Here is a 24,214-nt window from a genome sequence, read left to right as displayed (position 1 = left end):
AAGGAGGGAGCCTCAATCGTGCGCAAGGTGCTCATCGCCAACCGTGGCGAAATCGCTGTCCGCGTTGCCCGGGCCTGCCGGGATGCCGGCATCGCGAGCGTGGCCGTGTACGCCGACCCGGATCGGGACGCTCTGCATGTCCGCGCCGCGGATGAGGCGTTCGCCCTGGGTGGTGACACCCCGGCAACGAGCTACCTGGACATCGAGAAGGTCCTGAACGCGGCGCGCGAGTCGGGCGCGGACGCCATCCATCCGGGCTACGGATTCCTGTCCGAGAACGCCGAGTTCGCTCAGGCGGTCCTGGACGCGGACCTGATCTGGATCGGCCCGCCCCCGCAGGCCATCCGCGACCTGGGCGACAAGGTGGCCGCCCGGCACATCGCGCAGCGCGCGGGCGCCCCGCTGGTCGCCGGTACGCCGGACCCGGTCTCCGGTGCGGAGGAGGTCGTCGCCTTCGCCGAGGAGCACGGTCTGCCGATCGCCATCAAGGCCGCCTTCGGTGGTGGCGGTCGCGGTCTGAAGGTCGCCCGCACCCTCGAAGAGGTGCCGGAGCTCTACGACTCGGCGGTCCGTGAGGCCGTCGCCGCGTTCGGCCGCGGCGAGTGCTTCGTCGAGCGCTACCTGGACAAGCCGCGGCACGTGGAGACACAGTGCCTGGCCGACCAGCACGGCAACGTGGTCGTCGTCTCCACCCGTGACTGCTCGCTGCAGCGCCGCCACCAGAAGCTGGTCGAGGAGGCCCCCGCGCCCTTCCTCTCCGACGCCCAGGTCGCCGAGCTGTACGCCTCCTCGAAGGCCATCCTCAAGGAGGCCGGCTACGTCGGCGCCGGCACCGTGGAGTTCCTCGTCGGCGTCGACGGCACGATCTCCTTCCTCGAGGTCAACACCCGCCTCCAGGTGGAGCACCCGGTCACCGAGGAGGTCGCCGGCATCGACCTGGTCCGCGAGATGTTCCGCATCGCCGACGGCGAGGAGCTCGGCTACGGCGACCCGGAGCTGCGCGGTCACTCCTTCGAGTTCCGTATCAACGGCGAGGACCCGGGCCGCAACTTCCTCCCGGCCCCCGGCACGGTCACCGTGTTCAACGGTCCGTCCGGCCCGGGCGTCCGGCTGGACGCCGGCGTCGAGTCCGGCTCGGTCATCGGCCCGGCCTGGGACTCCCTGCTGGCCAAGCTGATCGTCACCGGCGCCACCCGTGAGCAGGCCCTGCAGCGTGCCGCGCGTGCCCTGGAGGAGTTCCAGGTGGAGGGCATGGCGACGGCCATCCCGTTCCACCGCGCGGTCGTCAAGGACCCGGCGTTCGCTCCGGAGCTGACCGGCAGCGAGGACCCCTTCACGGTCCACACCCGCTGGATCGAGACCGAGTTCGTCAACGAGATCAAGCCCTTCGCCGCCCCCGCCGACACGGAGACGGACGAGGAGCCGGACCGCGAGACGGTCGTCGTCGAGGTCGGCGGCAAGCGCCTCGAGGTCTCCCTGCCGTCCTCGCTCGGCATGTCCCTGGCCCGCACCGGTCTCGCGGCGGGCGCCAAGCCCAAGCGCCGCGCGGCCAAGAAGTCCGGCCCCGTCGCCTCCGGCGACACCCTCGCCTCCCCGATGCAGGGCACGATCGTCAAGATCGCCGTCGAGGAGGGCCAGGAGGTCAAGGAGGGCGACCTGGTCGTCGTCCTGGAGGCCATGAAGATGGAGCAGCCGCTCAACGCGCACAAGTCCGGCACCATCAAGGGCCTGTCCGCGGAGGTCGGTGCCTCGCTCACCTCGGGTGCGGCGATCTGCGAGATCAAGGACTGACACACCTTCCCCGGAAGGTCGTAGGACATCCCGGAGCGCCCAGCGGACTGAAGGTCAGTCCGCCGGGCGCTTCTTTTTCCGGCATCCTGGAGGCACACGCGGGCCGGAGAGAGGGCAGGTGGGGGCCATGGGGAGCCAGGAGGCCACGGCGACGCGTGCCATGCGCGCGGACGCCCGCCGCAACTACGAGCGTCTCCTCGCCGAGGCCCGCACCGCCTTCGCCGCCCACGGCTCCGAAGCGTCCCTGGAGGACGTGGCCCGCCGCGCGGGCGTGGGTATCGGCACCCTCTACCGCCACTTCCCCAACCGCAACGCCCTGCTGAGCGCGGTCTTCGAGGACGCGGTGAACGACCTGCTGGCTCGCGCGAGCGAACTGCGCCGGTCACCGGAACCCTGCGCGGCCCTGGTGACCTGGCTCCGCGAGATGATCACCCAGGCGAGCGAGTACCGGGGCCTGGCAAGGGCGTTGATGTCCGTCTCCCACGACGACACCTCGGCCCTGGCGCGGTGCAGCGACCCCATCCGGGAAGCCGGCAGCGCCCTGCTGACCCGCGCGCAGGAGGCGGGCACGGTCCGCGAGGACGTGGTGATCGGTGATCTGCTCCAGCTGACCCACGCCATCGCGCTGGCAGCGGAGGAGATGTCAAGCGATCCAGACCTGGCGGACAGATTGCTGATGTTGACACTGACGGGACTCAAACCGACCCAGGGGCGCGGGGAACTGCGCGACCAGCCACACACGACGGGCACTCGCGCAGCACACCCAACCGCTACGGCGCATAGGCGAACTTGAACCTAACGCCGCCGCATGTCCGCGACCCGGGCCGCCCGCTGCTCCGCCCCCGCCGGCTCACTGAGGACCGACGTCGCCCGGAGCCCCGCCCCGGCGGAGCCGGCCTGCACTCGGCGCGGCCCCGGGAGGGACACGTCCCGGCGAGGTTGGCGCGGGGGGACCGCATCACTCCCCGAGCCCCCGGCGACAGCGATCTGAACACCCTGGTCGGCCAGCGCCTGCAACTCCGTGGCCGCACGGTCGTCGTGCGCCGGAGGCTCGTCGGTCACCAGCCGGGTGATCACATCCGTGGGCACGGTCTGGAACATCGTGTCCGAACCGAGCTTGGTGTGATCGGCCAGGACGACGACCTCCGCGGCGGCCTGCACCAGCGCCCGGTCGACGGACGCCGACAGCATGTTGGACGTGGACAGCCCGCGCTCGGCGGTGAGTCCGCTCCCGGACAGGAAGGCCCGCGAGACCCGCAGCCCCTGGAGGGACTGCTCGGCACCGGAGCCCACCAGGGCGTAGTTGGAACCGCGCAGAGTGCCGCCGGTCATCACGACTTCCACCCGGTTGGCATGGGCCAACGCCTGAGCCACCAGCAGGGAGTTGGTGACGACGGTCAGCCCGGGTACGCGAGCGAGCCGGCGGGCCAGCTCCTGTGTCGTCGTACCCGCCCCGACCACGATCGCTTCGCCCTCTTCGACGAAGCTCGCGGCGAGGTCGGCGATGGCCGTCTTCTCGGCGGTCGCGAGATGTGATTTCTGCGGAAAGCCGGACTCCCGCGTGAACCCGCCCGGCAATACCGCACCGCCATGTCGGCGGTCGAGGAGTCCTTCTGCCTCCAGTGCGCGCACGTCCCGCCGTACGGTCACTTCGGAGGTCTGGACGACGCGGGCGAGCTCACGGAGCGATACGGCCCCGTTCGCTCGCACCATTTCGAGGATCAATTGGCGACGTTCTGCAGCGAACACGAAACTGACAGTAACCCCAACGACCGTCTGCTTTCAGCAGTATGCGCCGAATAACAGAAGTTGTTCGCACAGGAGGGTCGGGAGTGGTATAGGGCCTACGCCTCCCGACTATGCCGTACGAATGGGCGACAACTCCCTGTGACCAGCGGGGAGTCGGTTTCGGCCGCCAGGCGTGCCCTAGCTCTCGCCCGTCTCCTTGCGGGTGTGGAGCTGGCGTGCGACCTCGGCGATCGAGCCCGAAAGAGACGGGTACACGGTGAAGGCGTTCGCGATCTGCTCGACGGTCAGGTTGTTGTCGACGGCGATCGAGATCGGATGGATCAGCTCCGAGGCGCGCGGCGCCACGACCACACCGCCGACGACGATGCCCGTGCCGGGGCGACAGAAGATCTTGACGAAGCCGTCGCGGATGCCCTGCATCTTGGCGCGCGGGTTGCGCAGCAGCGGGAGCTTCACGACCCGGGCGTCGATCTTGCCCCCGTCCACGTCCGCCTGCGTGTAGCCGACGGTGGCGATCTCGGGGTCGGTGAAGACGTTGGAGGAGACCGTCTTGAGGTTGAGCGGGGCCACCGCGTCGCCGAGGAAGTGGTACATGGCGATACGGCCCTGCATGGCGGCCACGGACGCGAGGGCGAAGACACCGGTCACGTCACCGGCGGCGTACACACCGGGAGCCGTCGTCCTGGACACCTTGTCGGTCCAGATGTGCCCGGACTCGCGCACCTTGACGCCGGCCTCCTCCAGACCGAGGCCCGCGCTGTTGGGGATGGCGCCGACCGCCATGAGGCAGTGGCTGCCGGTGATGACGCGGCCGTCCGAGAGGGCGACCTCGACCCGGTCGCCCACCCGTTTGGCGGCGGCGGCGCGGGAGCGGGCCATGACGTTCATGCCGCGGCGCCGGAAGACGTCCTCCAGCACGGCGGCGGCGTCCGGGTCCTCGCCGGGCAGGACCCGGTCACGGGACGAGACGAGGGTGACCTTCGAGCCGAGCGCCTGGTAGGCACCGGCGAACTCCGCACCGGTCACACCGGAACCGACCACGATGAGCTCTTCCGGCAGCTCGGTGAGGTCGTAGACCTGCGTCCAGTTGAAGATGCGCTCGCCGTCGGGCTGGGCGTCGGGCAGCTCGCGGGGGTGGCCGCCGGTCGCGATGAGGACGGCGTCGGCGACGAGGGTCTCCTCGGTGCCGTCGGCGGCCTGCACGATGACCTTGCGGGAGCCGTCGAGGGACTGCATGCCCTCGAGGCGGCCACGGCCACGCAGCACCCGGGCGCCGGCGCGGGTGACGGAGGCGGTGATGTCGTGGGACTGCGCGAGCGCGAGCCGCTTCACCCGACGGTTGACCTTCCCGAGGTCCACGCCGACCACCCGGGCGGCCTGCTCCAGGGGTGGGGTGTCGTCGGCGACGATGATGCCGAGCTCTTCGTACGACGAGTCGAAGGTGGTCATCACCTCGGCCGTAGCGATAAGAGTCTTCGACGGCACGCAGTCGGTCAGCACCGACGCTCCGCCCAGACCGTCGCAGTCGACGACGGTCACCTCCGCGCCGAGCTGCGCTGCTACCAGCGCCGCTTCGTATCCGCCGGGTCCGCCACCGATGATCACGATCCGAGTCACGTACTCCATTGTCCCGCACGCTTCAAGGTGCTACTGCCCGGGGGCGGCGGGACGGTCCATGTTGTTACCTACGGGACGGGCGGGCCGGGCGTTTCGACTGCCGTACCCTCTCCCCATGTCGCTCTACGCCGCGTACGCCGGCAACCTCGACGCGCGGCTGATGACGCGCCGCGCACCGCACTCGCCGATGCGCGCGACCGGCTGGCTGAACGGATGGCGGCTGACCTTCGGCGGCGAGCAGATGGGCTGGGAGGGCGCGCTCGCGACACTCGTCGAGGACCCCGAGTCCCAGGTCTTCGTCGCGCTGTACGACATCGCGCCGCCGGACGAGGACTCGATGGACCGCTGGGAGGGTGTCGGCCTCGGCATCTACCGCCGGATGCGGGTGCGGGTGCACACCATGGAGACCGAGGAGTCGGCCTGGCTGTACGTCCTCGACGCGTACGAGGGGGGCCTGCCGTCGGCGCGCTACCTCGGCGAGATCGCGGACGCGGCGGAATCGGCGGGGGCGCCCCACGACTACGTGATGGAACTCCGCAAGCGCCCCTGCTAGCCCTCACGCCCCACCTGTCGCCGGATTCGTTGGAAACGACAAGACAACGATCGGCAACCCGTTCGCTCTGTCATCTACGCGCGTAGGCCGGAAGAGGCTACGCTCATCCGCGTGAACGCATCTCTTCTTCCGGACGACATCCAGGGCGACCCGCATGGCGCCGCCGACGCCGCCGCCGCGCGCCTGCGCGAACTGACCGGCGCCGAGACCCACGACGTCGCCCTCGTGATGGGCTCCGGCTGGGCTCCGGCCGTGGACGCGCTCGGCGTTCCCGACGCCGAGTTCCAGGTCACCGAGCTGCCCGGGTTCCCGCCGCCGGCGGTCGAGGGTCACGGCGGCAAGATCCGCTCGTACAAGATCGGCGAGAAGCGGGCCCTGGTCTTCCTGGGCCGCACGCACTACTACGAGGGCCGTGGTGTGGCCGCCGTCGCGCACGGCGTCCGTACGGCCGTGGCGGCCGGCTGCAAGACGATCGTGCTGACCAACGGCTGCGGTGGGCTGCGCGCGGGCATGCGTCCCGGGCAGCCGGTGCTGATCAGCGACCACATCAACCTCACGGCGACGTCTCCCATCGTCGGCGCGAACTTCGTGGACCTGACGGACCTGTACTCGCCCCGGCTGCGCGCCCTGTGCAAGGAGATCGACCCCACGCTGGAGGAGGGCGTCTACGCCCAGTTCCCCGGCCCGCACTACGAGACGCCGGCCGAGATCCGTATGGCCCGGGTCATCGGTGCGGACCTCGTGGGTATGTCGACGGTCCTCGAGGCGATCGCCGCGCGCGAGGCGGGTGCGGAGGTTCTGGGTATCTCCCTGGTGACCAACCTCGCCGCGGGCATGACGGGCGAGCCGCTGAACCACGAGGAGGTCCTCCAGGCGGGCCGCGACTCGGCGACGCAGATGGGCGCGCTGCTCGGGCAGGTCCTGAGCCGGCTGTAGCCGACGGGGCTTTTTCCTCGCCCCCGCCGCCCCTACCCGTCCCGTCCCTGGGGGCTGCGCCCCCAGACCCCCACGACCGGCGTCAGCAGATCCAGCCCCTCCGGCGTTTGAGGAGCGGGGGTCCAGGGGGCAGCGCCCCCTGGGAGCGGGGTCGAAGGGGCGGCACGCCCCTGGGGACGGGAACGGGTAAGGGCGGCGGGGGCGAAAAAACCGCCCCGCACCCCTCACTCACCCGCAACACCAACACGAGAGGTTGACCCGACGTGCACGACGATCTCATCGCACGAGCCACCGCATGGCTGGCCGAGGACCCCGACACGGAGACCCGTGACGAGCTCGCCAAGCTCATCGAGGCCGGAGACGTCACCGAACTCACCGCGCGCTTCAGCGGCACGCTCCAGTTCGGCACCGCGGGTCTCAGGGGCGAGCTCGGCGCCGGCCCGATGCGTATGAACCGCAGCGTGGTCATCCGCGCCGCCGCCGGTCTCGCCGCGTACCTCAAGGGCAAGGGCCGGTCGGACGGCCTCGTCGTCATCGGCTACGACGCCCGCCACAAGTCCGCCGACTTCGCCCGCGACACCGCGGCCGTGATGACCGGCGCCGGCCTCAGGGCAGCGGTCCTCCCCCACCCCCTCCCGACCCCCGTCCTGGCGTACGCCATAAGGCACCTCGGCGCGGTCGCCGGCGTGGAGGTCACCGCCAGCCACAACCCGCCCCGCGACAACGGCTACAAGGTCTACCTCGGCGACGGATCGCAGATCGTGCCCCCCGCCGACGCGGAGATCGCCGCCGAGATCGACGCCGTACGGTCCCTGGACGAGGTCCCCCGCCCGGACGCCGGCTGGGAGACCCTCGACGGCGCCGTCCTGGACGCCTACCTGGCCCGCACGGACGCCGTCCTGTCGGACGGGTCCCCCCGCACCGCCCGCACCGTCTACACGGCGATGCACGGCGTCGGCAAGGACGTCCTCCTCGCCGCCTTCGCCCGGGCCGGCTTCCCGGAGCCGGTGCTCGTCGCCGAGCAGGCCGAGCCCGACCCCGACTTCCCGACCGTGGCCTTCCCCAACCCGGAAGAGCCCGGCGCGATGGACCTCGCCTTCGCCAGGGCCCGCGAGACGGACCCCGACCTGGTCATCGCCAACGACCCGGACGCCGACCGCTGCGCCGTGGCCGTCAAGGCAGGCGCCGACTGGCGGATGCTGCGCGGTGACGAGGTCGGCGCGCTCCTCGCCGCGCATCTCGTCCGACGCGGGGCGCAGGGGACCTTCGCCGAGTCCATCGTCTCCTCCTCCCTCCTCGGCCGGATCGCCGAGAAGGCGGGTCTGCCGTACGAGGAGACCCTCACCGGCTTCAAGTGGATCGCCCGGGTCGAGGGCCTGCGCTACGGCTACGAGGAGGCCCTCGGCTACTGCGTCGACCCCGACGGCGTACGGGACAAGGACGGCATCACCGCCGCCCTCCTGATCACCGAGCTGGCGTCGGAGCTCAAGGAGCAGGGGCGCACGCTGCTCGATCTCCTCGACGACCTCGCCGTGGAGCACGGTCTGCACGCCACCGACCAGCTGTCGGTCCGGGTCGAGGACCTGTCGGTCATCGCGGATGCCATGGGGCGTCTGCGGGAGCGGCCGCCGACCGAGCTGGCCGGCCTGGCGATCACCAAGGCCGAGGACCTCACGCGGGGCACCGACCGGCTGCCGCCCACCGACGGGCTGCGGTACACCCTCGACGGCGCCCGTGTCATCGTCCGGCCCAGCGGCACCGAGCCCAAGCTCAAGTGCTACCTGGAGGTCGTCGTCCCGGTCGCCGCCCACGCCGATCTGCCCGCGGCCCACGCGAAGGCGACGGACCTGCTGGCGACGATCAAGCGGGACCTGTCGGCGGCGGCCGGCATCTGACCCGCCCGTCGGGGTGCCCTGACCGACCAGGGCACCCCAACGGGTGATTTCACCGCGCCGGTCGAAGCGCGCTGCGCGCCTCGGCGCCCACCCCGGGAAACGGTGACGGGTATCGCGTCCGCCGAGCCCCGGAGCCGCCCCGTGTCCTCGACCGCCCCCGAAACCGCCCCGGGCGGCAGCATCCCGGGCAGCCGGCGACCCGAGACCACGTCCCGCCCGCACCCCGCCGTCCGCGCCCTTCGCCGCGCGGCCCCGGCGCTGGGCGCCTTCGTCGCCGTACGGCTCGCGGGTCTGCTGTTCCTCGCGCTGTGGGCCCATCACCAGGATCACGGCGTCTGGCCGATCCTGGCGCGGCAGTGGGACGCGAAGTGGTATCTCGGCATCGCCGACCACGGCTACGCCCGGGAGGTCGGCACCGAGGGAAGCAATCTGGCGTTCTTCCCGCTCTACCCGGTCCTGCTCAAGGCGGTCGCGGCCGTCACCCCCGGCACCCGGGCCACCACCGGTCTGTTCCTCGCCGTCGCCGCGTCCTTCGTCGCGGCGTGGGGGGTCTTCGCGGTGGGCGACCGGCTGTACGGCCGCCGGGTCGGGATTCTGGCCACGGTTCTGTGGGCGGCGTTCCCGGTCGGCCTGGTGCAGTGGATGGGCTACACCGAGTCCCTGTTCACCGCGTGCGCGGCCTGGTCGCTGTACGCGCTGCTCTCCCGCCGCTGGCTGTGGGCGGGCACGCTGGCCGTGCTCGCGGGTCTGACCCGCCCGACCGGTATCGCGCTGGCGGCCGCGGTCACCATCACAGCCCTGCTGTCCCTGCGCCGCGGCTTCTCCGTGCGCGCGCTCACGGCCGCTGTCCTGGCCCCGCTCGGCTGGTGCGGGTTCATCGCCTGGGTGGGCCTGCGGGTGGGCCGCTGGGACGGCTACTTCGCCGAACAGCGGGTGTGGAGCAACGAGATGGACGGCGGCCGGCGGACCCTGCGGGAGATCCGTCAGCTGCTGGTGCGGGACGCGACGCCGCATCTGTTCCTGGTGCTGGTGACGCTGGTGCTGGTCGTCTCGGTGGCGCTGTTCGCGCTGTCGGTGCGCGACCGTCAGCCCCTGTCCCTGCTGGTCTTCACGGGCGTGACGCTGCTCATCGTCCTGACCAGCGGGGGCGTCTACTTCCCGCGCGCCCGCTACCTCCTGCCGGCCTTCCCGCTGCTGTTCCCCCTGGCCCTGCGGCTGTCCTGTGCCGCCCGTCGCCACCGCGTGCTCGTCCTGACGGCGGTGGTGGCGGGCTCGGTGTACTGGGGCGCGCACATGGTCCTGGTGTGGCCGGGGGCGCCGTGACGCCCCGCCGCGGCGGTCGGCCCGGCCGTTACGGCAGCAGCACCAGGAACGCCGTGAAGACCGCCGCCTGGGCGAGGGCGAGCGGCCACAGCGGGCGGCCCCGCTCCCGCTCGGTCGCCGAGACGGTCGGCCGCAGCGCGGGGTCCTCCCACATCGCGGTGATCTCGGCGGCGGTGCGCTCGTAGGGGTGGATCCAGCCCCGCCGCAGCTCCAGCTTCGGCCAGCGGACGCTCTGCATCGTCCAGGTGGGGAAGCCGGCGTTGCGGCTGTCGATCTTCAGCTCGGCGCCCTTGCAGCGGACGACGCGGATGTCGTCCCAGGCGATGTGGCGGACACGGCGCAGCCCGTTGAACCAGAGGCCCTCGCGGTCGGCGGTGACGGTCCAGCCGAGCCGCTCGGACAGCAGCAGGGCACCGCCCAGGGCCACGCTGCCGACGAGGACGTAGCGCCAGAACCAGCCGGACTCGTCCAGGGCGATCGGGACGAACCACAGGATCACCACCACGGCGATGATCCGGTCCGTCCACCCCGCGCGCCACCGTCGCACAGCCCCCGAGCCGAGCGGGGCGACGGCCGCCCCGGCGGCCAGCCGGCCCAGCTCCTGGTACGCCGCCTTACGGGTCCCCGCCCGCTTCTCGCCCACGATGCGGCCGCGTCCGAACCGGTCCGACAGGGGCCGTACGGGCCCTTGCGAGCGTTCGAACAGCGGCGGCTCGCCGGGTTCCTCGTCGGCGCTGACGAGGAGGATCTCGGCGCCGTCGTACGGCGTGCCGTACAGGACGGCCTCGCGCAGGGGGCCGGGCTCCTCGTCGTCGATCCGGTCCAGGGCCTCCCGCATCTCCGCCTCGGCCGCCTCCTCGTCGAAGTCGTCGTCCGCCTCCTCGAAGAAGGGTTCGCCCTCGTCGTAGGGCTCCGACACCGAGACGGTGAACAGGGGGCGCAGCGCGCCCAGGTCGTCGGCCGCGTAGACCTCGGTGTCCACGTCGGCGTTCTCGCGTACAAGCACGCGGAGGACGGGGACGGGGGCGCCGCGCAGGGCGGCGGCGCGGCGGCGGCCGAGGAGACCGGAGAGGACGGCGGTGAGGCCGAGCCCGCTCACGTAGAGGCCCGTCGCCGCGAGCACGTGGTCGTCTCCGGGCCCGAACGTCGCGACCCCGGCGGCACCGGCCGCCGTCACGGCCAGCCCGAACCAGACCAGGAGCCTGCCCCGCCGGAACGTCTTGCCCTTGTCCGGCGGTACGGCCGTGGCCCCGCCGGCCGCCGCCAGGGCCGCCGCCCGCTGCCGTCCGCGCGCGACGAGCCGGAGCATGGCGAGCGTCCAGGCCAGCAGCAGGAACGCGAGCACGGGCAACGTCACCGGCCACGGCAGCGGCTGCTGGGCGGGACCCAGGAAAAGCAGAACCGGCACCGAGACCCGTACGACCTCGGGCCGTACCGCCAGCCAGATCGCGTGGAGCGCGAGGACGGCCGCGGCCCACGGGCTCAGGTCGGTGGACAGCGCCAGGGCGCCGGAGCCGAGCAGACCGGCCAGCGCCACCCCGATGAGCACGCCCGTGTCGAGCCGTACCGGCACCCACCGGGCGGGCAGGGCCTGTGTCCACCGCCGGGTCTGCTCCGCGTCCCAGGGGAGGCAGCCGTCGGGTATCGCGGAGGCGGGCAGCGGCAGCGGCCGCTGGAGGTTCGTGCTCATTGTCTTCCAGACACTCGGACCACAGGTGTGGTTGCGGTCCTCGGGTCCTTGTTCGGGGCGGCACGCCGAGGTGGGCCGCATCATCGCCCCGGACAACCGTGAAAGGCCAGGCGTCTCAGCCCGTTGCGATCAAGATCACCAGCAGTACCGCTCCCGCGATCACCGGCGCGAAGATCTCGTACGCCCAGCGCACGGTCACCTCGCCCTGGGCGCTCTCCGCCGTCCCGCGGGTCTCCATGAGCTCGCGCAGGTCGTCCATGATCTTGTCGGTCTCGGCCCGGGCGGGCCCGGCGTCGGGGGCCGGGGCGGCGCCACCGCCGCCGAAGCCGAGCCGCAGGCCGGTGCCGCCGCCGCGCTCGGCGCGCGCGTCCTTGCGGGCCGCCCTCTTGCGGGCGCGCAGCGACACCGGGACGGCCCACAGCTGGAACTTGTCGCCGGACTCGGTGACGACCTCATTGGAGTAACCGGACCGCAGTGCCGCGGCCTGCCCCCAGGGGAGCACGATCACGCGGAAAGGGTTGCGGATGCGCAGGCGGTCCTCGTTGGCGTAGACGGCCGGGCGGACGGTGAAGGCGACGATCAGCGGGAGCGCGAGGATCATCGAGGCGAGCGCCAGCCAGGGGGCGCGGTCCTCGCCCTGGACCAGGGCGTCGATGCCGAGCCAGAGGACGATGGCGAGCAGCAGGGCGCCTCCGGCGATGCCTGCGGGTGAGCGGTAGATGCGGTCCTTGGTCGTCATGCGGGCGATTGTGCCTCAGTTGTTCGCCTTCTCGCCGTGGGGGGCCGCCGAGTGCGCGGGCGCAGGTCCGGCCGTGGTTGCTCGCGCGGTTCCCCGCGCCCCTGGGTGGGTGCGCTCCCCTGCGTCCAGAGCAAACCGTTCTTTCGGGGTGTACAGCCGCTACGCGCGTAGATATGCTCGTCTGGTGACCATGCCCACCACTGCATCTCCCGCACACCCGCCTACGGATGTCGCCGCGTCCGACAGCACGCTGCGTGGCTTCCTCCACGGGCTGCCCGGCGTCGACGCGGTCGGCCTGGAGGCGCGCGCCGCCTCTCTCGGCACCCGTTCCGTCAAGACGACCGCCAAGGCGTACGCCATCGACCTCGCCATCTCGATGGTCGACCTGACGACGCTGGAAGGCGCGGACACCCCGGGCAAGGTCCGGGCGCTCGGCGCCAAGGCGGTCCGCCCCGACCCGACCGACCGTACGACCCCCGCGACCGCGGCCGTCTGTGTCTATCCCGACATGGTGGCTCCCGCGAAGGAGGCCGTCGCCGGCTCCTCCGTGAAGGTCGCCTCGGTCGCCACCGCCTTCCCGGCGGGCCGCGCCGCCCTCGCGGTGAAGCTCGCCGACGTGCGCGACGCCGTCGCCGCGGGCGCGGACGAGATCGACATGGTCATCGACCGCGGGGCGTTCCTCGCGGGTCACTACCTGAAGGTGTACGACGAGATCACCGCCGTGAAGGAGGCCTGCGGGACCAGCGCCCGTCTGAAGGTCATCTTCGAGACCGGCGAGCTCTCGACGTACGACAACATCCGCCGCGCGAGCTGGCTCGGCATGCTGGCCGGGGCCGACTTCATCAAGACGTCGACCGGCAAGGTGGCGGTGAACGCGACGCCCGCGAACACCCTCCTCATGCTGGAGGCCGTCCGCGACTTCCGCGCCCAGACCGGCGTCCAGGTCGGCGTGAAGCCGGCCGGCGGCATCCGCACCACCAAGGACGCCATCAAGTTCCTGGTTCTGGTCAACGAGACCGTCGGCGAGGACTGGCTGGACAACCACTGGTTCCGCTTCGGCGCCTCCTCGCTCCTGAACGACCTACTGATGCAGCGTCAGAAGCTGGCCACCGGCCGTTACTCCGGCCCCGACTACGTGACGGTGGACTGATCCACATGGCATCTGCATTCGAGTACGCACCGGCACCCGAGTCCCGCTCGGTCGTCGACATCGCGCCCTCCTACGGGCTGTTCATCGACGGCGAGTTCGTGGAGGCGGCGGACGGCAAGGTCTTCAAGACCGTCTCCCCCGCCACCGAGGAGGTCCTCTCCGAGATCGCCCAGGCGGGCGAGGCGGACGTCGACCGTGCGGTGCGGGCCGCCCGCAAGGCCTTCGAGAAGTGGTCGGCGCTGCCCGGCGCCGAGCGCGCCAAGTACCTGTTCCGCATCGCCCGGATCATCCAGGAGCGCAGCCGCGAGCTGGCCGTCCTGGAGACCCTGGACAACGGCAAGCCCATCAAGGAGACCCGCGACGCCGACCTCCCCCTGGTCGCCGCGCACTTCTTCTACTACGCGGGCTGGGCCGACAAGCTCGACCACGCCGGCTTCGGCGCGAACCCGAGGCCGCTCGGTGTCGCGGGCCAGGTCATCCCGTGGAACTTCCCGCTGCTGATGCTGGCGTGGAAGATCGCCCCGGCGCTGGCGACCGGCAACACGGTCGTGCTGAAGCCGGCGGAGACCACTCCCCTGTCGGCCCTGTTCTTCGCGGACATCTGCCGCCAGGCCGGTCTGCCCAAGGGCGTCGTCAACATCCTTCCGGGGTACGGCGACGCGGGCGCGGCCCTCGTCGAGCACCCCGACGTGGACAAGGTGGCCTTCACCGGCTCCACCGCGGTCGGCAAGGCGATCGCGCGCCAGGTTGCGGGCACGGACAAGAAGGTCACCCTCGAACTGGGCGGCAAGGGCGCCAACATCGTCTTCGACGACGCCCCGATCGACCAGGCCGTCGAGGGCATCGTCACCGGCATCTTCTTCAACCAGGGCCAGGTCTGCTGCGCGGGCTCCCGGCTGCTGGTCCAGGAGTCGATCCAGGACGAGCTGCTGGACTCGCTGAAGCGCCGGCTCTCCACCCTCCGGCTCGGCGACCCGCTGGACAAGAACACCGACATCGGCGCGATCAACTCCGCGGAGCAGCTCTCCCGGATCACCACGCTCGTCGAGGCGGGCGAGGCGGAGGGCGCCGAGCGCTGGTCCCCGGCCTGTGAACTCCCCTCCTCCGGCTACTGGTTCGCCCCGACGCTCTTCACCAACGTCACCCAGGCGCACACCATCGCCCGCGACGAGATCTTCGGCCCGGTCCTGTCGGTCCTGAGCTTCCGTACGCCGGACGAGGCCGTCGCCAAGGCCAACAACAGCCAGTACGGCCTGTCGGCGGGCATCTGGACGGAGAAGGGGTCGCGGATCCTCGCCGTCGCGGGCAAGCTGCGCGCGGGCGTGATCTGGTCCAACACGTTCAACAAGTTCGACCCGACCTCGCCGTTCGGCGGTTACAAGGAGTCGGGCTTCGGCCGCGAGGGCGGTCGCCACGGCCTGGAGGCGTACCTCGATGTCTGAGAAGAACGAGAAGACGGACCGTTTTGACCGGCTGTCGGTCTTCAAGACCTACAAGCTGTACGTCGGCGGGAAGTTCCCGCGTTCCGAGAGCGGCCGGGTGTACGAGGTGAGCGACACGAAGGGCAACTGGCTGGCGAACGCGCCGCTTTCGTCCCGCAAGGACGCCCGTGACGCGGTGGTCGCCGCGCGCAAGGCGTTCGGCGGCTGGTCCGGCGCGACGGCGTACAACCGGGGTCAGATCCTCTACCGCGTCGCGGAGATGCTGGAGGGCCGCCGCGAGCAGTTCGTGCGCGAAGTGGCCGACGCCGAGGGGCTGTCGAAGTCGAAGGCGGCCGCTGTCGTCGACGCGACGATCGACCGCTGGGTCTGGTACGCGGGCTGGACCGACAAGATCGCCCAGGTGGTCGGTGGCGGCAACCCGGTGGCGGGTCCGTTCTTCAACCTCTCCACCCCGGAGCCGACCGGCGTGGTCGCGGTCCTGGCCCCGCAGGAGTCGTCCTTCCTGGGCCTGGTCTCGGTCGTCGCCCCGGTGATCGCGACCGGCAACACGGCGATCGTGATCGCGTCCGAGAGGTCCCCGCTGCCTGCCCTGTCCCTGGGCGAGGTGCTGGCCACCTCCGACCTGCCCGGCGGTGTCGTCAACGTCCTGTCCGGCCGTACGGCGGAGATCGCGGCGCCGCTGGCCTCGCACCAGGACGTCAACGCGATCGATCTGGCGGGCGCCGATGACGTACTGGCGAAGGAGCTGGAGATCGCGGCGGCGGACAACCTGAAGCGGGTTCTCCGTCCACAGGCTGTGGATTATTCGGCGACTCCGGGGATCGACCGCATGACGGCGTTCCTGGAGACGAAGACGGTCTGGCACCCGACGGGCTCGCTGGGCGCGTCCGGCTCGTCCTACTGACGGCCGCACAGACCGGAGAGCCGCGCCTTCCCACCGTCCTGGGGAGACGCGGCTCTCTGCGTACCGTCAGCCGTTGCCGAGCAGCCCCGCCGCCTGGCCGACCACCGGGATGCTGCCGATGGACTGGGCCTGCGCCACCGGGCCGGTCAGCGCCTGGGTGGCCAGGGGCTGGAAGTCGGCGAGCTGGGTGCCCAGGCCGTTGTCGAGGGGGTCGACGCCGGTGCCGGCGAGGGGGTTGGGCTTGAGGCCGCTGACCGGGCCGGTGACATAGCCGACCGTGCTCGTCAGTCCCTGGAGGCCGGCCTGCGGGTCGATGTTGCCCAGCGAGGTGGGGCGGGTGCGCACCACGTCGACGACCGGGTCGGTGTCCGCGGCAGCCGTCGCCGCACCTGCGCCCAGGGCCGCGCCCGCGGTCGCGAGGGCGGCCAGCGCGCGCTGGGCGGTCAGGGTGGAGGAGGACGCGTGTCGGGCCATTGCTGCTGCCACCTTCATCTTGCGCAAGGTAATCGGGTCGACACGAAGGGTAGTTGAGGTTCGGCGCACACTCCACCGCCGACCCGCGGACTCCGCATCGAACCGGCGACTCGCCCAGGGTGACCGGGTCCGCACCCACGGTGGTCGGCATGTGACGCGCACTGCAAAGCCGGTCCGCGGGGTCGATGAACAGCCGGTGAATGCCGCAGACTGGTGACCCGTGAGTTCCCCTTCGTCCATACCGACGCGAGTCGTGCTGCTCTGCGGCCCCTCCGGCTCCGGCAAGTCCCTTCTCGCGGCCCGTTCCGGTCTTCCGGTCCTGAGGCTCGACGACTTCTACAAGGAGGGCGACGACCCGACTCTGCCGCTGGTGGCGGGGAGCTCCGACATCGACTGGGACCACCCCGAGTCCTGGGACGCGGACGTGGCCGTCGCGGCGATCGTCGAGCTGTGCGGCACGGGTCGCACCGACGTCCCCCAGTACGACATCTCGCTGAGCGCCCGCACCGGCGCGGAGACCGTCGACATCGGCCGGACCCCGTTGTTCATCGCGGAGGGCATCTTCGCCGCGGAGATCGTCACGCGCTGCCAGGAGCTGGGCGTGCTGGCCGACGCCCTGTGTCTGAGCCGCGGTCCCGTGCAGACGTTCCGGCGCCGGTTCCTGCGGGACCTCAAGGAGGGCCGCAAGTCGGTGCCGTTCCTGCTGCGCCGCGGCTGGCGGCTGATGCGACAGGAACGCACGATCGTCTCCCGGCAGACCGCGCTCGGCGCCCACGCCTGCGACAAGGACGAGGCGCTGGGCCGACTTGCCGCGGCCGCGGCGGGACGCCGTCCGGCGGCTTCGACGCCGGCTGGCTGAACGTCCGCGGCGCCTTCCGCGTCGTAGGACCATGACGATCACACGTAAAACCCTGCTCGTGGCGGCCGCGGTGCTGTTGGCCGCCACCGGATGCGCGGAGGGCGAGGCCGCGGCCTCCTGCTCGGGCGTGGTGACCTTCGACAGCCGCGACTATCTGCCCACCGAGAAGTCCGTCTTCACCGTCGGCGAGCGGCTGGGCACCGCCACGGTCGGGGAGTGCGACGACACCCCGAACGACTCCGGGGACGGCATCCCCGAGAGCAGGACCGGCGCGTACCGCATCGAGGGGGTCGATCCCGCCGTGGGCATCGCCGTCGGTGACAGTGCCGCCGAGGCGGCTCCCATGACGGCGGGCTGACCACACACCAAAGCGGAACCGGACGGGCCCCCCGGCCCTCCAGTCCCGCTTTTTGGTGCTTCCCCGTGGTGGTGCTTCCCCCGTTTCCCCCCGTATTGCTCCCCCGTGTTACCCGCACCACCGCGCTACCGCTCCCCCGCGGCGCTCCCCCGTGGTGGTGCTCCCCCCCAACCCTCAGGCGACAAGCTCCCCGAAGGCGTCTTCCTCGTCACGGCCGAAGCTGAGGACCTCGTCCTCGCGCAGCCGGCGGAGCGACCGCCAGATGCTGGACTTCACCGTGCCGACACTGATGTCGAGGATGTCCGCGATCTCCGGGTCGGTGCGGCCCTCGTAGTAACGAAGGACCAGCATCGTCCGCTGGAGTTCGGGCAGCCGGGCCAGCGCCTGCCACAGGACCGCACGCAGCTCGGTGCCGCGCATCGCGTCCGTGTCGCCGGGCGTCTCCGGCAGTTCCTCGGTCGGGTACTCGTTCAGCTTGCGGCGGCGCCACGCGCTGATGTGCAGATTCGTCATCGTCCGGCGGAGGTATCCCCCGACGGCCGCCTTGTCGCTGATCCGGTCCCATGCCCGGTACGTCGAGAACAGCGCGCTCTGGAGCAGGTCCTCGGCCTCGAAGCGGTCACCGGTCAGGTGGTAGGCGGTTGCGTACAGGGAGGCGCGGCGCTCCTGGACGTAGGCGGTGAACTCCGCCTCCGACAGCGAACGACGCTCCCCCGTGTCCTCCCTGTACGCGCTTCCCCCGTGTGCTTCCCCCGTGAAGCCGTCAACCACCGTCATGTACGCGGTGTGCTGACGCCCAGCGCCGCGAGCGCACCCCCGCCCGCTCACGGCGCCGGACTTCTCGGAACCCCGGCCCCCGTTCACGTCGTGCAGACGCGTGATCACTGCGCTGGTGCTGTTGCTGTGCAGCGTGTTCATCTCGCGCCCCCCGTCGTGGACTTCCGGTGTTCTGCTTGCCCAGGCTGTGCTTCCTTGCCTGTGCCGAGAAGCTTGCCCTCGCACCTTCATGACCGTGTCCGCCGACTGTCACAGACCTGTCACAGGGGTCGGCCTCAGGGAAGACACAGCTTGGTCACAGAGAGCGGCGCTACACGTACGTACCTGTACAGGTGTCGATACCGCACCCCGCCATGGGCCAGAATGAGCCCCGTGCCTTCCCTGTTGCTGATCGAGGACGACGACGCCATCCGTACGGCCCTGGAGCTGTCTCTGACGCGCCAGGGTCACCGGGTTGCCACGGCTGCCACCGGCGAGGACGGCCTGAAGCTGCTGCGTGAGCAGCGGCCGGACCTGATCGTGCTGGATGTGATGCTGCCCGGCATCGATGGTTTCGAGGTGTGCCGGCGCATCCGGCGCACGGACCAGCTGCCGATCATTCTGCTGACCGCGCGCAGCGACGACATCGACATCGTGGTCGGACTGGAGTCCGGCGCCGACGACTACGTCGTCAAACCGATCCAGGGGCGGGTGCTGGACGCCCGGATCCGGGCCGTGCTGCGGCGCGGGGAACGCGAGTCGACCGACGCGGCGAGCTTCGGCTCCCTGGTCATCGACCGCGCGGCGATGACCGTCACGAAGAACGGCGAGGACCTCCAGCTCACGCCCACCGAGCTCAGGCTGCTCCTGGAGCTGAGCCGGCGGCCCGGCCAGGCCCTGTCGCGGCAGCAGTTGCTGCGGCTGGTCTGGGAGCACGACTACCTCGGTGACTCGCGCCTGGTGGACGCCTGTGTCCAGCGGCTGCGCGCCAAGGTCGAGGACGTGCCGTCGTCCCCGACACTGATCCGCACGGTCCGTGGTGTCGGCTACCGGCTGGACACGCCTCAGTGACCCAAGCGCAAGGGGGGATCCGCGGCTGGGCCGCGGCTCGCAAGGGACATCTGACACGACTGCGCTTCACCAGTCTGCGGCTGCGGCTCGTCGTGGTCTTCGGACTCGTGGCTCTCACCGCCGCCGTGTCCGCGTCCGGGATCGCCTACTGGCTCAACCGCGAGGCGGTGCTCACCCGCACCCAGGACGCGGTGCTGCGCGACTTCCAGCAGGAGATGCAGAACCACGCGGGTCTGCTGCCGGAGCTCCCCGAGCGGTACGAACTCCAGCGCACCGCGCAGAACATGGCCAACAGCAGCCAGCGCTTCAGCGTGCTGCTCGTCGCGAAGGACTCCGACGGCGAGGCGCTGTACGCCAACTCCGGTGCGCTGAACGGCTTCTCGGTCCAGGACGTCCCCGAGTCGCTGCGGGCCGCGGTGAACGAGACGCAGGAGGTCGACTCCTCCAACAAGTACGCGTACCACCTGTACTGGCAGCGGATCGTCGACGACGGCACCCCGTATCTCGTGGCCGGCACCAAGGTCATCAACGGCGGCACCACCGGCTACATGCTCAAGTCGCTGGAGCCGGAGGCGAAGGACCTCAACTCCCTTGCCTGGTCGCTCGGTATCGCCACCGGTCTCGCGCTGATCGGCTCGGCGCTGCTCGCGCAGGCCGCCGCCACGACCGTGCTGAAGCCGGTGCACCGGCTCGGGGTCGCCGCCCGCCGGCTCGGCGAGGGCAAGCTGGACACCCGGCTGCGGGTGTCCGGCACCGATGAACTCGCCGATCTCTCACGGACGTTCAACGACGCGGCCGCGGCCCTGGAGAAACGGGTCGACGACATGGCCGCGCGGGACGAGGCGTCCCGGCGGTTCGTCGCCGACATGAGCCATGAACTGCGGACGCCCCTCACCGCGATCACCGCCGTGACGGAGATCCTGGAGGAGGAGCTGGAGGCGGAGTCGGGTTCGATGGACCCGATGATCGAGCCGGCGGTACGGCTGGTGGTCAGCGAGACACGGCGCCTCAACGACCTCGTGGAGAACCTGATGGAGGTCACCCGCTTCGACGCGGGCACCGCCCGTCTCGTCCTGGACGATGTCGACGTCGCCGACCAGCTCACCGCCTGCCTCGACGCGCGGGCCTGGCTGGACGCGGTGGACCTGAACGCCGAACGCGGCATCCACGCCCGGCTCGACCCGCGCCGCCTGGACGTGATCATGGCGAACCTGGTCGGCAACGCGCTCAAGCACGGCGGTTCACCGGTGCGGGTGGCGGTGCGTGCGGCGGACGACTCGGTCGTCATCGAGGTGCGGGACCACGGGCCCGGCATCCCCGAGGACGTCCTGCCGCACGTCTTCGACCGGTTCTACAAGGCGAGCGCGTCGCGCCCCCGCTCCGAGGGCAGCGGACTCGGCCTCTCCATCGCCCTGGAGAACGCCCACATCCACGGCGGCGAGATCACCGCCGCGAACTCCCCCGAGGGCGGCGCGGTCTTCACGCTGCGCCTGCCCAGGGACGGGTCGGAGCTGGCGCAGGAGTGCGAGGCGGAGAAGAGCTCATGAGCGTGACGCGAGGGCGGGGACGGCGGGCCATGAGCACCGTGACCGTACGACGGCTGCTGGCGCTGCCCGTGCTGGCGGCGCTGGCCACCGGGTGCGGTATCCGGGCCACCGAGGTCCCGACGGACTTCGGGCCCGCGCCCTCACGGGTGCACTGCTCCGTCTCGGAGCCGGACATCTCCGCGCAGTCCTCGCGCGGGCTGGCGGTGCAGGTGTTCCTGCTGTGCGGTTCGTCGCTGGTGGCCGTCGACCGGACGGTGAGCGTCGAGGACGGTACGGCGGACTCCCGGCGGCGGGTGCTGGTGGCGCAGGAGCTGCTCAACCAGCTCGCCGCGACGCCGTCGGCCGGCGAGGCGGACGCCGGGTACCGGACGACCGTGCGCGACGGCATGACGGTGACCGGGCCGCGCCCCGAGGACCCCGAGGACACCCTCCGGCTGAGCTTCCCGCCGGGTGCCCTCGCCAAGTCCTCCCTCGCCCAGATCGTCTGCACGTTCTCCGACTCGGCCGCCGCCGAGGGCGACGGGTCGGTCATCCTCGGCGGACCGGACGGCGCCGCCCCGCGCCGCTACGAGTGCACCGACGAGGTCCGCGCCGAACCGACCAGCGCGAAGCCGCCGTCGACGGAGGTCACGGACGGCTGATGTGCGGGTGTGTCGGACGCCTCACCCGTACGCCCGGAACCGATCCCGCCGCACCTCGCGTCTAGGGGATCGTGCAGCGTCAAGGCTCCATCGGCAGCAGCGCCGTGATCCGGATGCGGGCGGCGGGGGGTTTCCTCCTCGTCGCGCATCTCGCGTTCGTGGCCTGGCTCACCCTGCGACCGCTGGATGTCCCGTGGATGACGCCACCGAATCTCACCCCGTTCGCCGGCATCCGGGCCGACCTGGCCCTCGGCTGGCCGGAGGCCGCCCGGCGGATCGGTGAGGCGGTCGCGCTGCTGGCCCCGCTGGGGGTGCTGTTCCCGCTGGCGCACGGCAGGCTGTACGTCTCCCCGCTGGCGTCCCTGATCCGTACGGTCGCCGCGGGCGCCCTGATCTCGCTGGGCATCGAACTGCTGCAGACCGGCGTCCCCGGTCAGGTCGTCGACATCGACTCGGTCCTCCTGAACACCGTGGGCGTGGCCCTCGCACACGCCGCCTTCATCCCCGCGGGCCGCGCCTGGTTCCGCCGCCGGTCCCACTCCCCCAGGCGGGTGACCGTCCTCGCGGACGACCCCTCTCAGGGTCGCACCCCGACAATTCCCAGGGTCGGCATCGCACCGTAGAGCGACGCTTTGTCCCTCCGGGCTCCGTAGCGTTGACGTCAGATGAGGCAGCCGGAAAGGCCGCCCGCCGACGCTCGTGAAGGAGCCGCAATGTCCCGCCTTGCCCGCCCCACCAACGGCCGCATGATCGGCGGAGTGTGTGCCGCGCTGGCACGGCGCTTCGGCACCTCCGCCACCACGATGCGGGTGATCTTCGTGCTCTCGTGCCTGCTGCCCGGCCCGCAGTTCCTGCTCTACATCGCCCTGTGGATCCTGTTCCCCTCCGAGGGCAAGGCGAACAAGACGCAGGCGGCCTGGTAACCGGCCTCACGCACATACGCCGATGGGGCGCACCCCCGGTACGGGGTGCGCCCCATCGGGGCGTTCGGCGGGTTCAGCCGAGCGGGATCCCGTTCAGCGGCAGACCCTGGGTGGGCAGCCCGGTCTGGCCGATCGGCAGACCGCCGAGCAGACCGGCGACCGGCTTGGTCGGGCCGTCGGCGAGCGCGCCCTGAGCGGCGGGCGTCACGGCGGCCAGACCCGCGGCGAGCGCCGGCTGCGCCTGCGACAGCGCGTCACCGGCTCCCGGCAGCGCCTTGGCGACGTTCTCCGCCGGGAGCGTCTTGGTGACGGTGTCCAGCGCCTGGGAGGCGTCCGGAACGGCCGGCGCGGCGTTCGCGGCACCCGCGCCGACGGCGGCGAAGGCGGCACCGAGGGCGGCGACACCGAGGGTCTTGGCAGCAGACTGCTTCATGAAAGTGCGTCCTCGAATGGGATGACGGTGATGTGAGCGGTCCACGACCGTAAACACGCATCGGCATCCACCGCAAACATCAAAATGCGGACGGATGGTGAATACCCGTCCGCATTTCGATTCCCGCGAGATTCCCGGTCAGCCCTCTTCGGCCACAGAACCGCTGGTGGAGGCGGTCTGCTGGAACAACCATTCGGACTTCAGCTCGGCATAACCGGGCTTGATGACGTCATTGATCATGGCCAGTCGTTCATCGAAAGGAATGAACGCTGATTTCATCGCATTGACGGAGAACCACTGCATGTCGTCGAGCGTGTAGCCGAATGCCCCGACCAGGTGCTCGAATTCCCGGCTCATGCTCGTGCCGGACATCAGCCGGTTGTCGGTGTTCACGGTGGCCCGGAAGTGCAGCCGGCGCAGCAGCCCGATCGGGTGCTCGGCATAGGAGTCGGCGGCCCCGGTCTGGAGGTTGGAGCTCGGGCACAGCTCCAGCGGGATGCGCTTGTCCCGGACGTAGGAGGCGAGCCGGCCGAGCTTGACCGAGCCGTCCTGCTGGACCTGGATGTCGTCGATGATGCGCACACCGTGGCCGAGCCGGTCGGCGCCGCACCACTGCAGGGCCTGCCAGATCGAGGGGAGCCCGAAGGCTTCGCCGGCGTGGATGGTGAAGTGGTTGTTCTCGCGCTTGAGGTACTCGAACGCGTCGAGGTGCCGGGTGGGCGGGTAGCCGGCCTCGGCGCCCGCGATGTCGAAGCCCACCACACCGAGATCGCGGTAGCGGTTGGCGAGTTCGGCGATCTCCAGGGCGCGGGCAGCGTGTCGCATCGCGGTGAGCAGGGCGCCGACTCGGATGCGCCGGCCGTTCTCGCGGGCGAGCCGCTCCCCTTCCCGGAAGCCCTCGTTGACGGCCTCGACGACCTCTTCGAGGCTGAGCCCGCCTTCGAGGTGCTGCTCGGGGGCGTACCGCACCTCGGCGTAGACGACCCCGTCGGCGGCGAGGTCCTCGGCGCACTCGGCGGCGACCCGGACCAGGGCCTCGCGGGTCTGCATCACACCGACGGTGTGGGAGAAGGTCTCCAAGTACCGTTCCAGCGAACCGGAGTCGGCGGCCTCGCGGAACCAGATGCCGAGCTTGTCGGCGTCGTTCTCGGGGAGTTGGGCGTACCCGGTGGCCCGGGCGAGGTCGACGACGGTACCGGGGCGCAGCCCGCCGTCGAGGTGATCGTGCAGCAGAACCTTGGGTGCCCGGCGGATCTGGTCCGAGCTCGGGGTGGTTCCCGTCCGGTCAGTCTGGCTCGTCATTCACGCACTCTAACTCCTACGCGCGTAGATCGCTCGCTGTACTCCACCCGTCGATACGTAA

General features: G+C 71.2%; 24 protein-coding genes. 16 read left to right on the top strand and 8 right to left on the bottom strand.

What is annotated here, in order from left to right; all coding sequences use genetic code 11:
- Positions 1–18 precede the first annotated feature (18 nt).
- Together OG381_RS29190 and OG381_RS29185 are read left to right on the top strand one after the other, a co-directional pair.
- The gene (locus OG381_RS29190) at positions 19–1,791 is read left to right on the top strand and encodes an acetyl/propionyl/methylcrotonyl-CoA carboxylase subunit alpha (protein ID WP_327719046.1); all 1,773 of its coding nucleotides are present in this window, start codon (positions 19–21) and stop codon (positions 1,789–1,791) included.
- Between the two features lie 160 nt (positions 1,792–1,951).
- Positions 1,952–2,584 carry a TetR/AcrR family transcriptional regulator gene (locus OG381_RS29185; protein ID WP_443062053.1) on the top strand — a complete coding sequence of 211 codons (633 nt, stop codon included), beginning with the start codon at positions 1,952–1,954 and terminating at the stop codon, positions 2,582–2,584.
- Between the two features lie 2 nt (positions 2,585–2,586).
- Here the strand turns inward: OG381_RS29185 and OG381_RS29180 are convergent, their stop codons facing one another.
- Complete coding sequence (locus OG381_RS29180; protein ID WP_443062052.1) at positions 2,587–3,504, bottom strand: DeoR/GlpR family DNA-binding transcription regulator; 918 nt, start codon at positions 3,502–3,504, stop codon at positions 2,587–2,589.
- 213 nt (positions 3,505–3,717) lie between these two features.
- Entirely contained in the window at positions 3,718–5,166 is a 1,449-nt protein-coding gene (locus OG381_RS29175) for an NAD(P)H-quinone dehydrogenase (protein WP_327719043.1), read from the bottom strand.
- 106 nt (positions 5,167–5,272) lie between these two features.
- Here OG381_RS29175 and OG381_RS29170 point away from each other — a divergent pair, with 106 nt between their 5' ends.
- The 4 genes from OG381_RS29170 (at position 5,273) to OG381_RS29155 (ending at position 9,864) form a co-directional block, all read left to right on the top strand.
- Positions 5,273–5,710, top strand: coding sequence for a gamma-glutamylcyclotransferase (locus OG381_RS29170; protein ID WP_327719042.1), 438 nt, complete (start codon positions 5,273–5,275; stop codon positions 5,708–5,710).
- Between the two features lie 111 nt (positions 5,711–5,821).
- Positions 5,822–6,646, top strand: coding sequence for a purine-nucleoside phosphorylase (locus tag OG381_RS29165; RefSeq protein ID WP_327719041.1), 825 nt, complete (start codon positions 5,822–5,824; stop codon positions 6,644–6,646).
- A 263-nt stretch (positions 6,647–6,909) separates the two neighbouring features.
- Positions 6,910–8,541 carry a phospho-sugar mutase gene (locus OG381_RS29160; RefSeq protein ID WP_327719040.1) on the top strand — a complete coding sequence of 544 codons (1,632 nt, stop codon included), beginning with the start codon at positions 6,910–6,912 and terminating at the stop codon, positions 8,539–8,541.
- A gap of 141 nt (positions 8,542–8,682) precedes the next feature.
- Positions 8,683–9,864 carry a glycosyltransferase family 39 protein gene (locus tag OG381_RS29155; RefSeq protein WP_327719039.1) on the top strand — a complete coding sequence of 394 codons (1,182 nt, stop codon included), beginning with the start codon at positions 8,683–8,685 and terminating at the stop codon, positions 9,862–9,864.
- A gap of 28 nt (positions 9,865–9,892) precedes the next feature.
- On the opposite strand, the gene OG381_RS29150 is transcribed toward OG381_RS29155, so the two are convergent.
- Together OG381_RS29150 and OG381_RS29145 are read right to left on the bottom strand one after the other, a co-directional pair.
- A complete protein-coding gene (locus tag OG381_RS29150) occupies positions 9,893–11,554 on the bottom strand; it encodes a hypothetical protein (protein ID WP_327719038.1) in 1,662 nt (553 codons plus the stop codon).
- A gap of 115 nt (positions 11,555–11,669) precedes the next feature.
- On the bottom strand, positions 11,670–12,293 hold the full coding sequence (locus OG381_RS29145) for a PH domain-containing protein (protein WP_327719037.1): 624 nt from the start codon (positions 12,291–12,293) through the stop codon (positions 11,670–11,672).
- A gap of 190 nt (positions 12,294–12,483) precedes the next feature.
- On the opposite strand from OG381_RS29145, the gene deoC reads away from it, so the two are divergent.
- The 3 genes from deoC to OG381_RS29130 are packed head-to-tail and all read left to right on the top strand — an operon-like array spanning position 12,484 to position 15,789.
- Positions 12,484–13,443: a deoxyribose-phosphate aldolase gene (gene deoC, locus OG381_RS29140; protein WP_327722580.1), complete on the top strand. Its 960-nt coding sequence runs from the start codon at positions 12,484–12,486 to the stop codon at positions 13,441–13,443.
- Positions 13,444–13,448: 5 nt separating this feature from the next.
- Entirely contained in the window at positions 13,449–14,885 is a 1,437-nt protein-coding gene (locus tag OG381_RS29135) for an aldehyde dehydrogenase family protein (protein WP_327719036.1), read from the top strand.
- Positions 14,878–15,789, top strand: coding sequence for an aldehyde dehydrogenase family protein (locus tag OG381_RS29130; protein ID WP_327719035.1), 912 nt, complete (start codon positions 14,878–14,880; stop codon positions 15,787–15,789). Before OG381_RS29135 ends, OG381_RS29130 begins: the two co-directional genes overlap by 8 nt.
- Before the next feature lie 66 nt (positions 15,790–15,855).
- Here OG381_RS29130 and OG381_RS29125 read toward each other — a convergent pair whose 3' ends face one another.
- A complete protein-coding gene (locus OG381_RS29125; RefSeq protein WP_327719034.1) occupies positions 15,856–16,263 on the bottom strand; it encodes a hypothetical protein in 408 nt (135 codons plus the stop codon).
- 220 nt (positions 16,264–16,483) lie between these two features.
- Here OG381_RS29125 and OG381_RS29120 point away from each other — a divergent pair, with 220 nt between their 5' ends.
- Both OG381_RS29120 and OG381_RS29115 read left to right on the top strand, forming a co-directional pair.
- Entirely contained in the window at positions 16,484–17,122 is a 639-nt protein-coding gene (locus OG381_RS29120; RefSeq protein ID WP_327719033.1) for a uridine kinase family protein, read from the top strand.
- 31 nt (positions 17,123–17,153) lie between these two features.
- Complete coding sequence (locus tag OG381_RS29115) at positions 17,154–17,480, top strand: DUF6281 family protein (protein ID WP_327719032.1); 327 nt, start codon at positions 17,154–17,156, stop codon at positions 17,478–17,480.
- Positions 17,481–17,654: 174 nt separating this feature from the next.
- On the opposite strand, the gene OG381_RS29110 is transcribed toward OG381_RS29115, so the two are convergent.
- Positions 17,655–18,398 carry a SigE family RNA polymerase sigma factor gene (locus OG381_RS29110; protein ID WP_266888751.1) on the bottom strand — a complete coding sequence of 248 codons (744 nt, stop codon included), beginning with the start codon at positions 18,396–18,398 and terminating at the stop codon, positions 17,655–17,657.
- A gap of 231 nt (positions 18,399–18,629) precedes the next feature.
- Between OG381_RS29110 and afsQ1 the strand changes: the two genes are divergently transcribed.
- The 5 genes from afsQ1 (at position 18,630) to OG381_RS29085 (ending at position 22,418) form a co-directional block, all read left to right on the top strand.
- Positions 18,630–19,307: a two-component system response regulator AfsQ1 gene (afsQ1, locus tag OG381_RS29105; RefSeq protein WP_046261189.1), complete on the top strand. Its 678-nt coding sequence runs from the start codon at positions 18,630–18,632 to the stop codon at positions 19,305–19,307.
- On the top strand, positions 19,304–20,854 hold the full coding sequence (locus OG381_RS29100; protein ID WP_327719031.1) for a HAMP domain-containing sensor histidine kinase: 1,551 nt from the start codon (positions 19,304–19,306) through the stop codon (positions 20,852–20,854). Before afsQ1 ends, OG381_RS29100 begins: the two co-directional genes overlap by 4 nt.
- Positions 20,855–20,883: 29 nt before the next feature.
- Positions 20,884–21,495 carry a hypothetical protein gene (locus tag OG381_RS29095; protein WP_327719030.1) on the top strand — a complete coding sequence of 204 codons (612 nt, stop codon included), beginning with the start codon at positions 20,884–20,886 and terminating at the stop codon, positions 21,493–21,495.
- A 71-nt stretch (positions 21,496–21,566) separates the two neighbouring features.
- Positions 21,567–22,118, top strand: a complete 552-nt coding sequence (locus OG381_RS29090; protein WP_327719029.1) for a VanZ family protein — start codon at positions 21,567–21,569, stop codon at positions 22,116–22,118.
- A gap of 90 nt (positions 22,119–22,208) precedes the next feature.
- Positions 22,209–22,418 carry a PspC domain-containing protein gene (locus tag OG381_RS29085; protein ID WP_171141918.1) on the top strand — a complete coding sequence of 70 codons (210 nt, stop codon included), beginning with the start codon at positions 22,209–22,211 and terminating at the stop codon, positions 22,416–22,418.
- Between the two features lie 73 nt (positions 22,419–22,491).
- Here OG381_RS29085 and OG381_RS29080 read toward each other — a convergent pair whose 3' ends face one another.
- Together OG381_RS29080 and OG381_RS29075 are read right to left on the bottom strand one after the other, a co-directional pair.
- Positions 22,492–22,851, bottom strand: a complete 360-nt coding sequence (locus OG381_RS29080) for an ATP-binding protein (protein WP_327719028.1) — start codon at positions 22,849–22,851, stop codon at positions 22,492–22,494.
- 138 nt (positions 22,852–22,989) lie between these two features.
- Positions 22,990–24,153 (bottom strand): adenosine deaminase, encoded by a 1,164-nt coding sequence (locus OG381_RS29075; protein WP_327719027.1) that lies wholly within the window; start codon positions 24,151–24,153, stop codon positions 22,990–22,992.
- Positions 24,154–24,214 lie beyond the last annotated feature (61 nt).

The organism is Streptomyces sp. NBC_00490 (assembly GCF_036013645.1).
Classification (GTDB): Bacteria; Actinomycetota; Actinomycetes; order Streptomycetales; family Streptomycetaceae; genus Streptomyces; species Streptomyces canus_F.
The sequence above is the reverse complement of the archived record's forward strand: the minus strand, read 5'-3'. Positions and strand labels throughout refer to the sequence as shown.

What these genes read in the sequence shown, in the direction of transcription:
- OG381_RS29175 (WP_327719043.1), bottom strand. Translation starts at nt 5,166, where the DNA reads ATGGAGTACGTGACTCGGATCGTGATCATCGGTGGCGGACCCGGCGGA.
- OG381_RS29080 (WP_327719028.1), bottom strand. Translation starts at nt 22,851, where the DNA reads ATGAAGCAGTCTGCTGCCAAGACCCTCGGTGTCGCCGCCCTCGGTGCC.
- OG381_RS29180 (WP_443062052.1), bottom strand. Translation starts at nt 3,504, where the DNA reads ATGGTGCGAGCGAACGGGGCCGTATCGCTCCGTGAGCTCGCCCGCGTC.
- OG381_RS29110 (WP_266888751.1), bottom strand. Translation starts at nt 18,398, where the DNA reads ATGAACACGCTGCACAGCAACAGCACCAGCGCAGTGATCACGCGTCTG.
- OG381_RS29095 (WP_327719030.1), top strand. Translation starts at nt 20,884, where the DNA reads ATGAGCACCGTGACCGTACGACGGCTGCTGGCGCTGCCCGTGCTGGCG.
- OG381_RS29115 (WP_327719032.1), top strand. Translation starts at nt 17,154, where the DNA reads ATGACGATCACACGTAAAACCCTGCTCGTGGCGGCCGCGGTGCTGTTG.
- OG381_RS29170 (WP_327719042.1), top strand. Translation starts at nt 5,273, where the DNA reads ATGTCGCTCTACGCCGCGTACGCCGGCAACCTCGACGCGCGGCTGATG.
- OG381_RS29185 (WP_443062053.1), top strand. Translation starts at nt 1,952, where the DNA reads ATGCGCGCGGACGCCCGCCGCAACTACGAGCGTCTCCTCGCCGAGGCC.
- deoC (WP_327722580.1), top strand. Translation starts at nt 12,484, where the DNA reads ATGCCCACCACTGCATCTCCCGCACACCCGCCTACGGATGTCGCCGCG.
- OG381_RS29125 (WP_327719034.1), bottom strand. Translation starts at nt 16,263, where the DNA reads ATGGCCCGACACGCGTCCTCCTCCACCCTGACCGCCCAGCGCGCGCTG.
- OG381_RS29135 (WP_327719036.1), top strand. Translation starts at nt 13,449, where the DNA reads ATGGCATCTGCATTCGAGTACGCACCGGCACCCGAGTCCCGCTCGGTC.
- OG381_RS29150 (WP_327719038.1), bottom strand. Translation starts at nt 11,554, where the DNA reads ATGAGCACGAACCTCCAGCGGCCGCTGCCGCTGCCCGCCTCCGCGATA.
- OG381_RS29130 (WP_327719035.1), top strand. Translation starts at nt 14,878, where the DNA reads ATGTCTGAGAAGAACGAGAAGACGGACCGTTTTGACCGGCTGTCGGTC.
- OG381_RS29075 (WP_327719027.1), bottom strand. Translation starts at nt 24,153, where the DNA reads ATGACGAGCCAGACTGACCGGACGGGAACCACCCCGAGCTCGGACCAG.
- OG381_RS29145 (WP_327719037.1), bottom strand. Translation starts at nt 12,293, where the DNA reads ATGACGACCAAGGACCGCATCTACCGCTCACCCGCAGGCATCGCCGGA.
- OG381_RS29085 (WP_171141918.1), top strand. Translation starts at nt 22,209, where the DNA reads ATGTCCCGCCTTGCCCGCCCCACCAACGGCCGCATGATCGGCGGAGTG.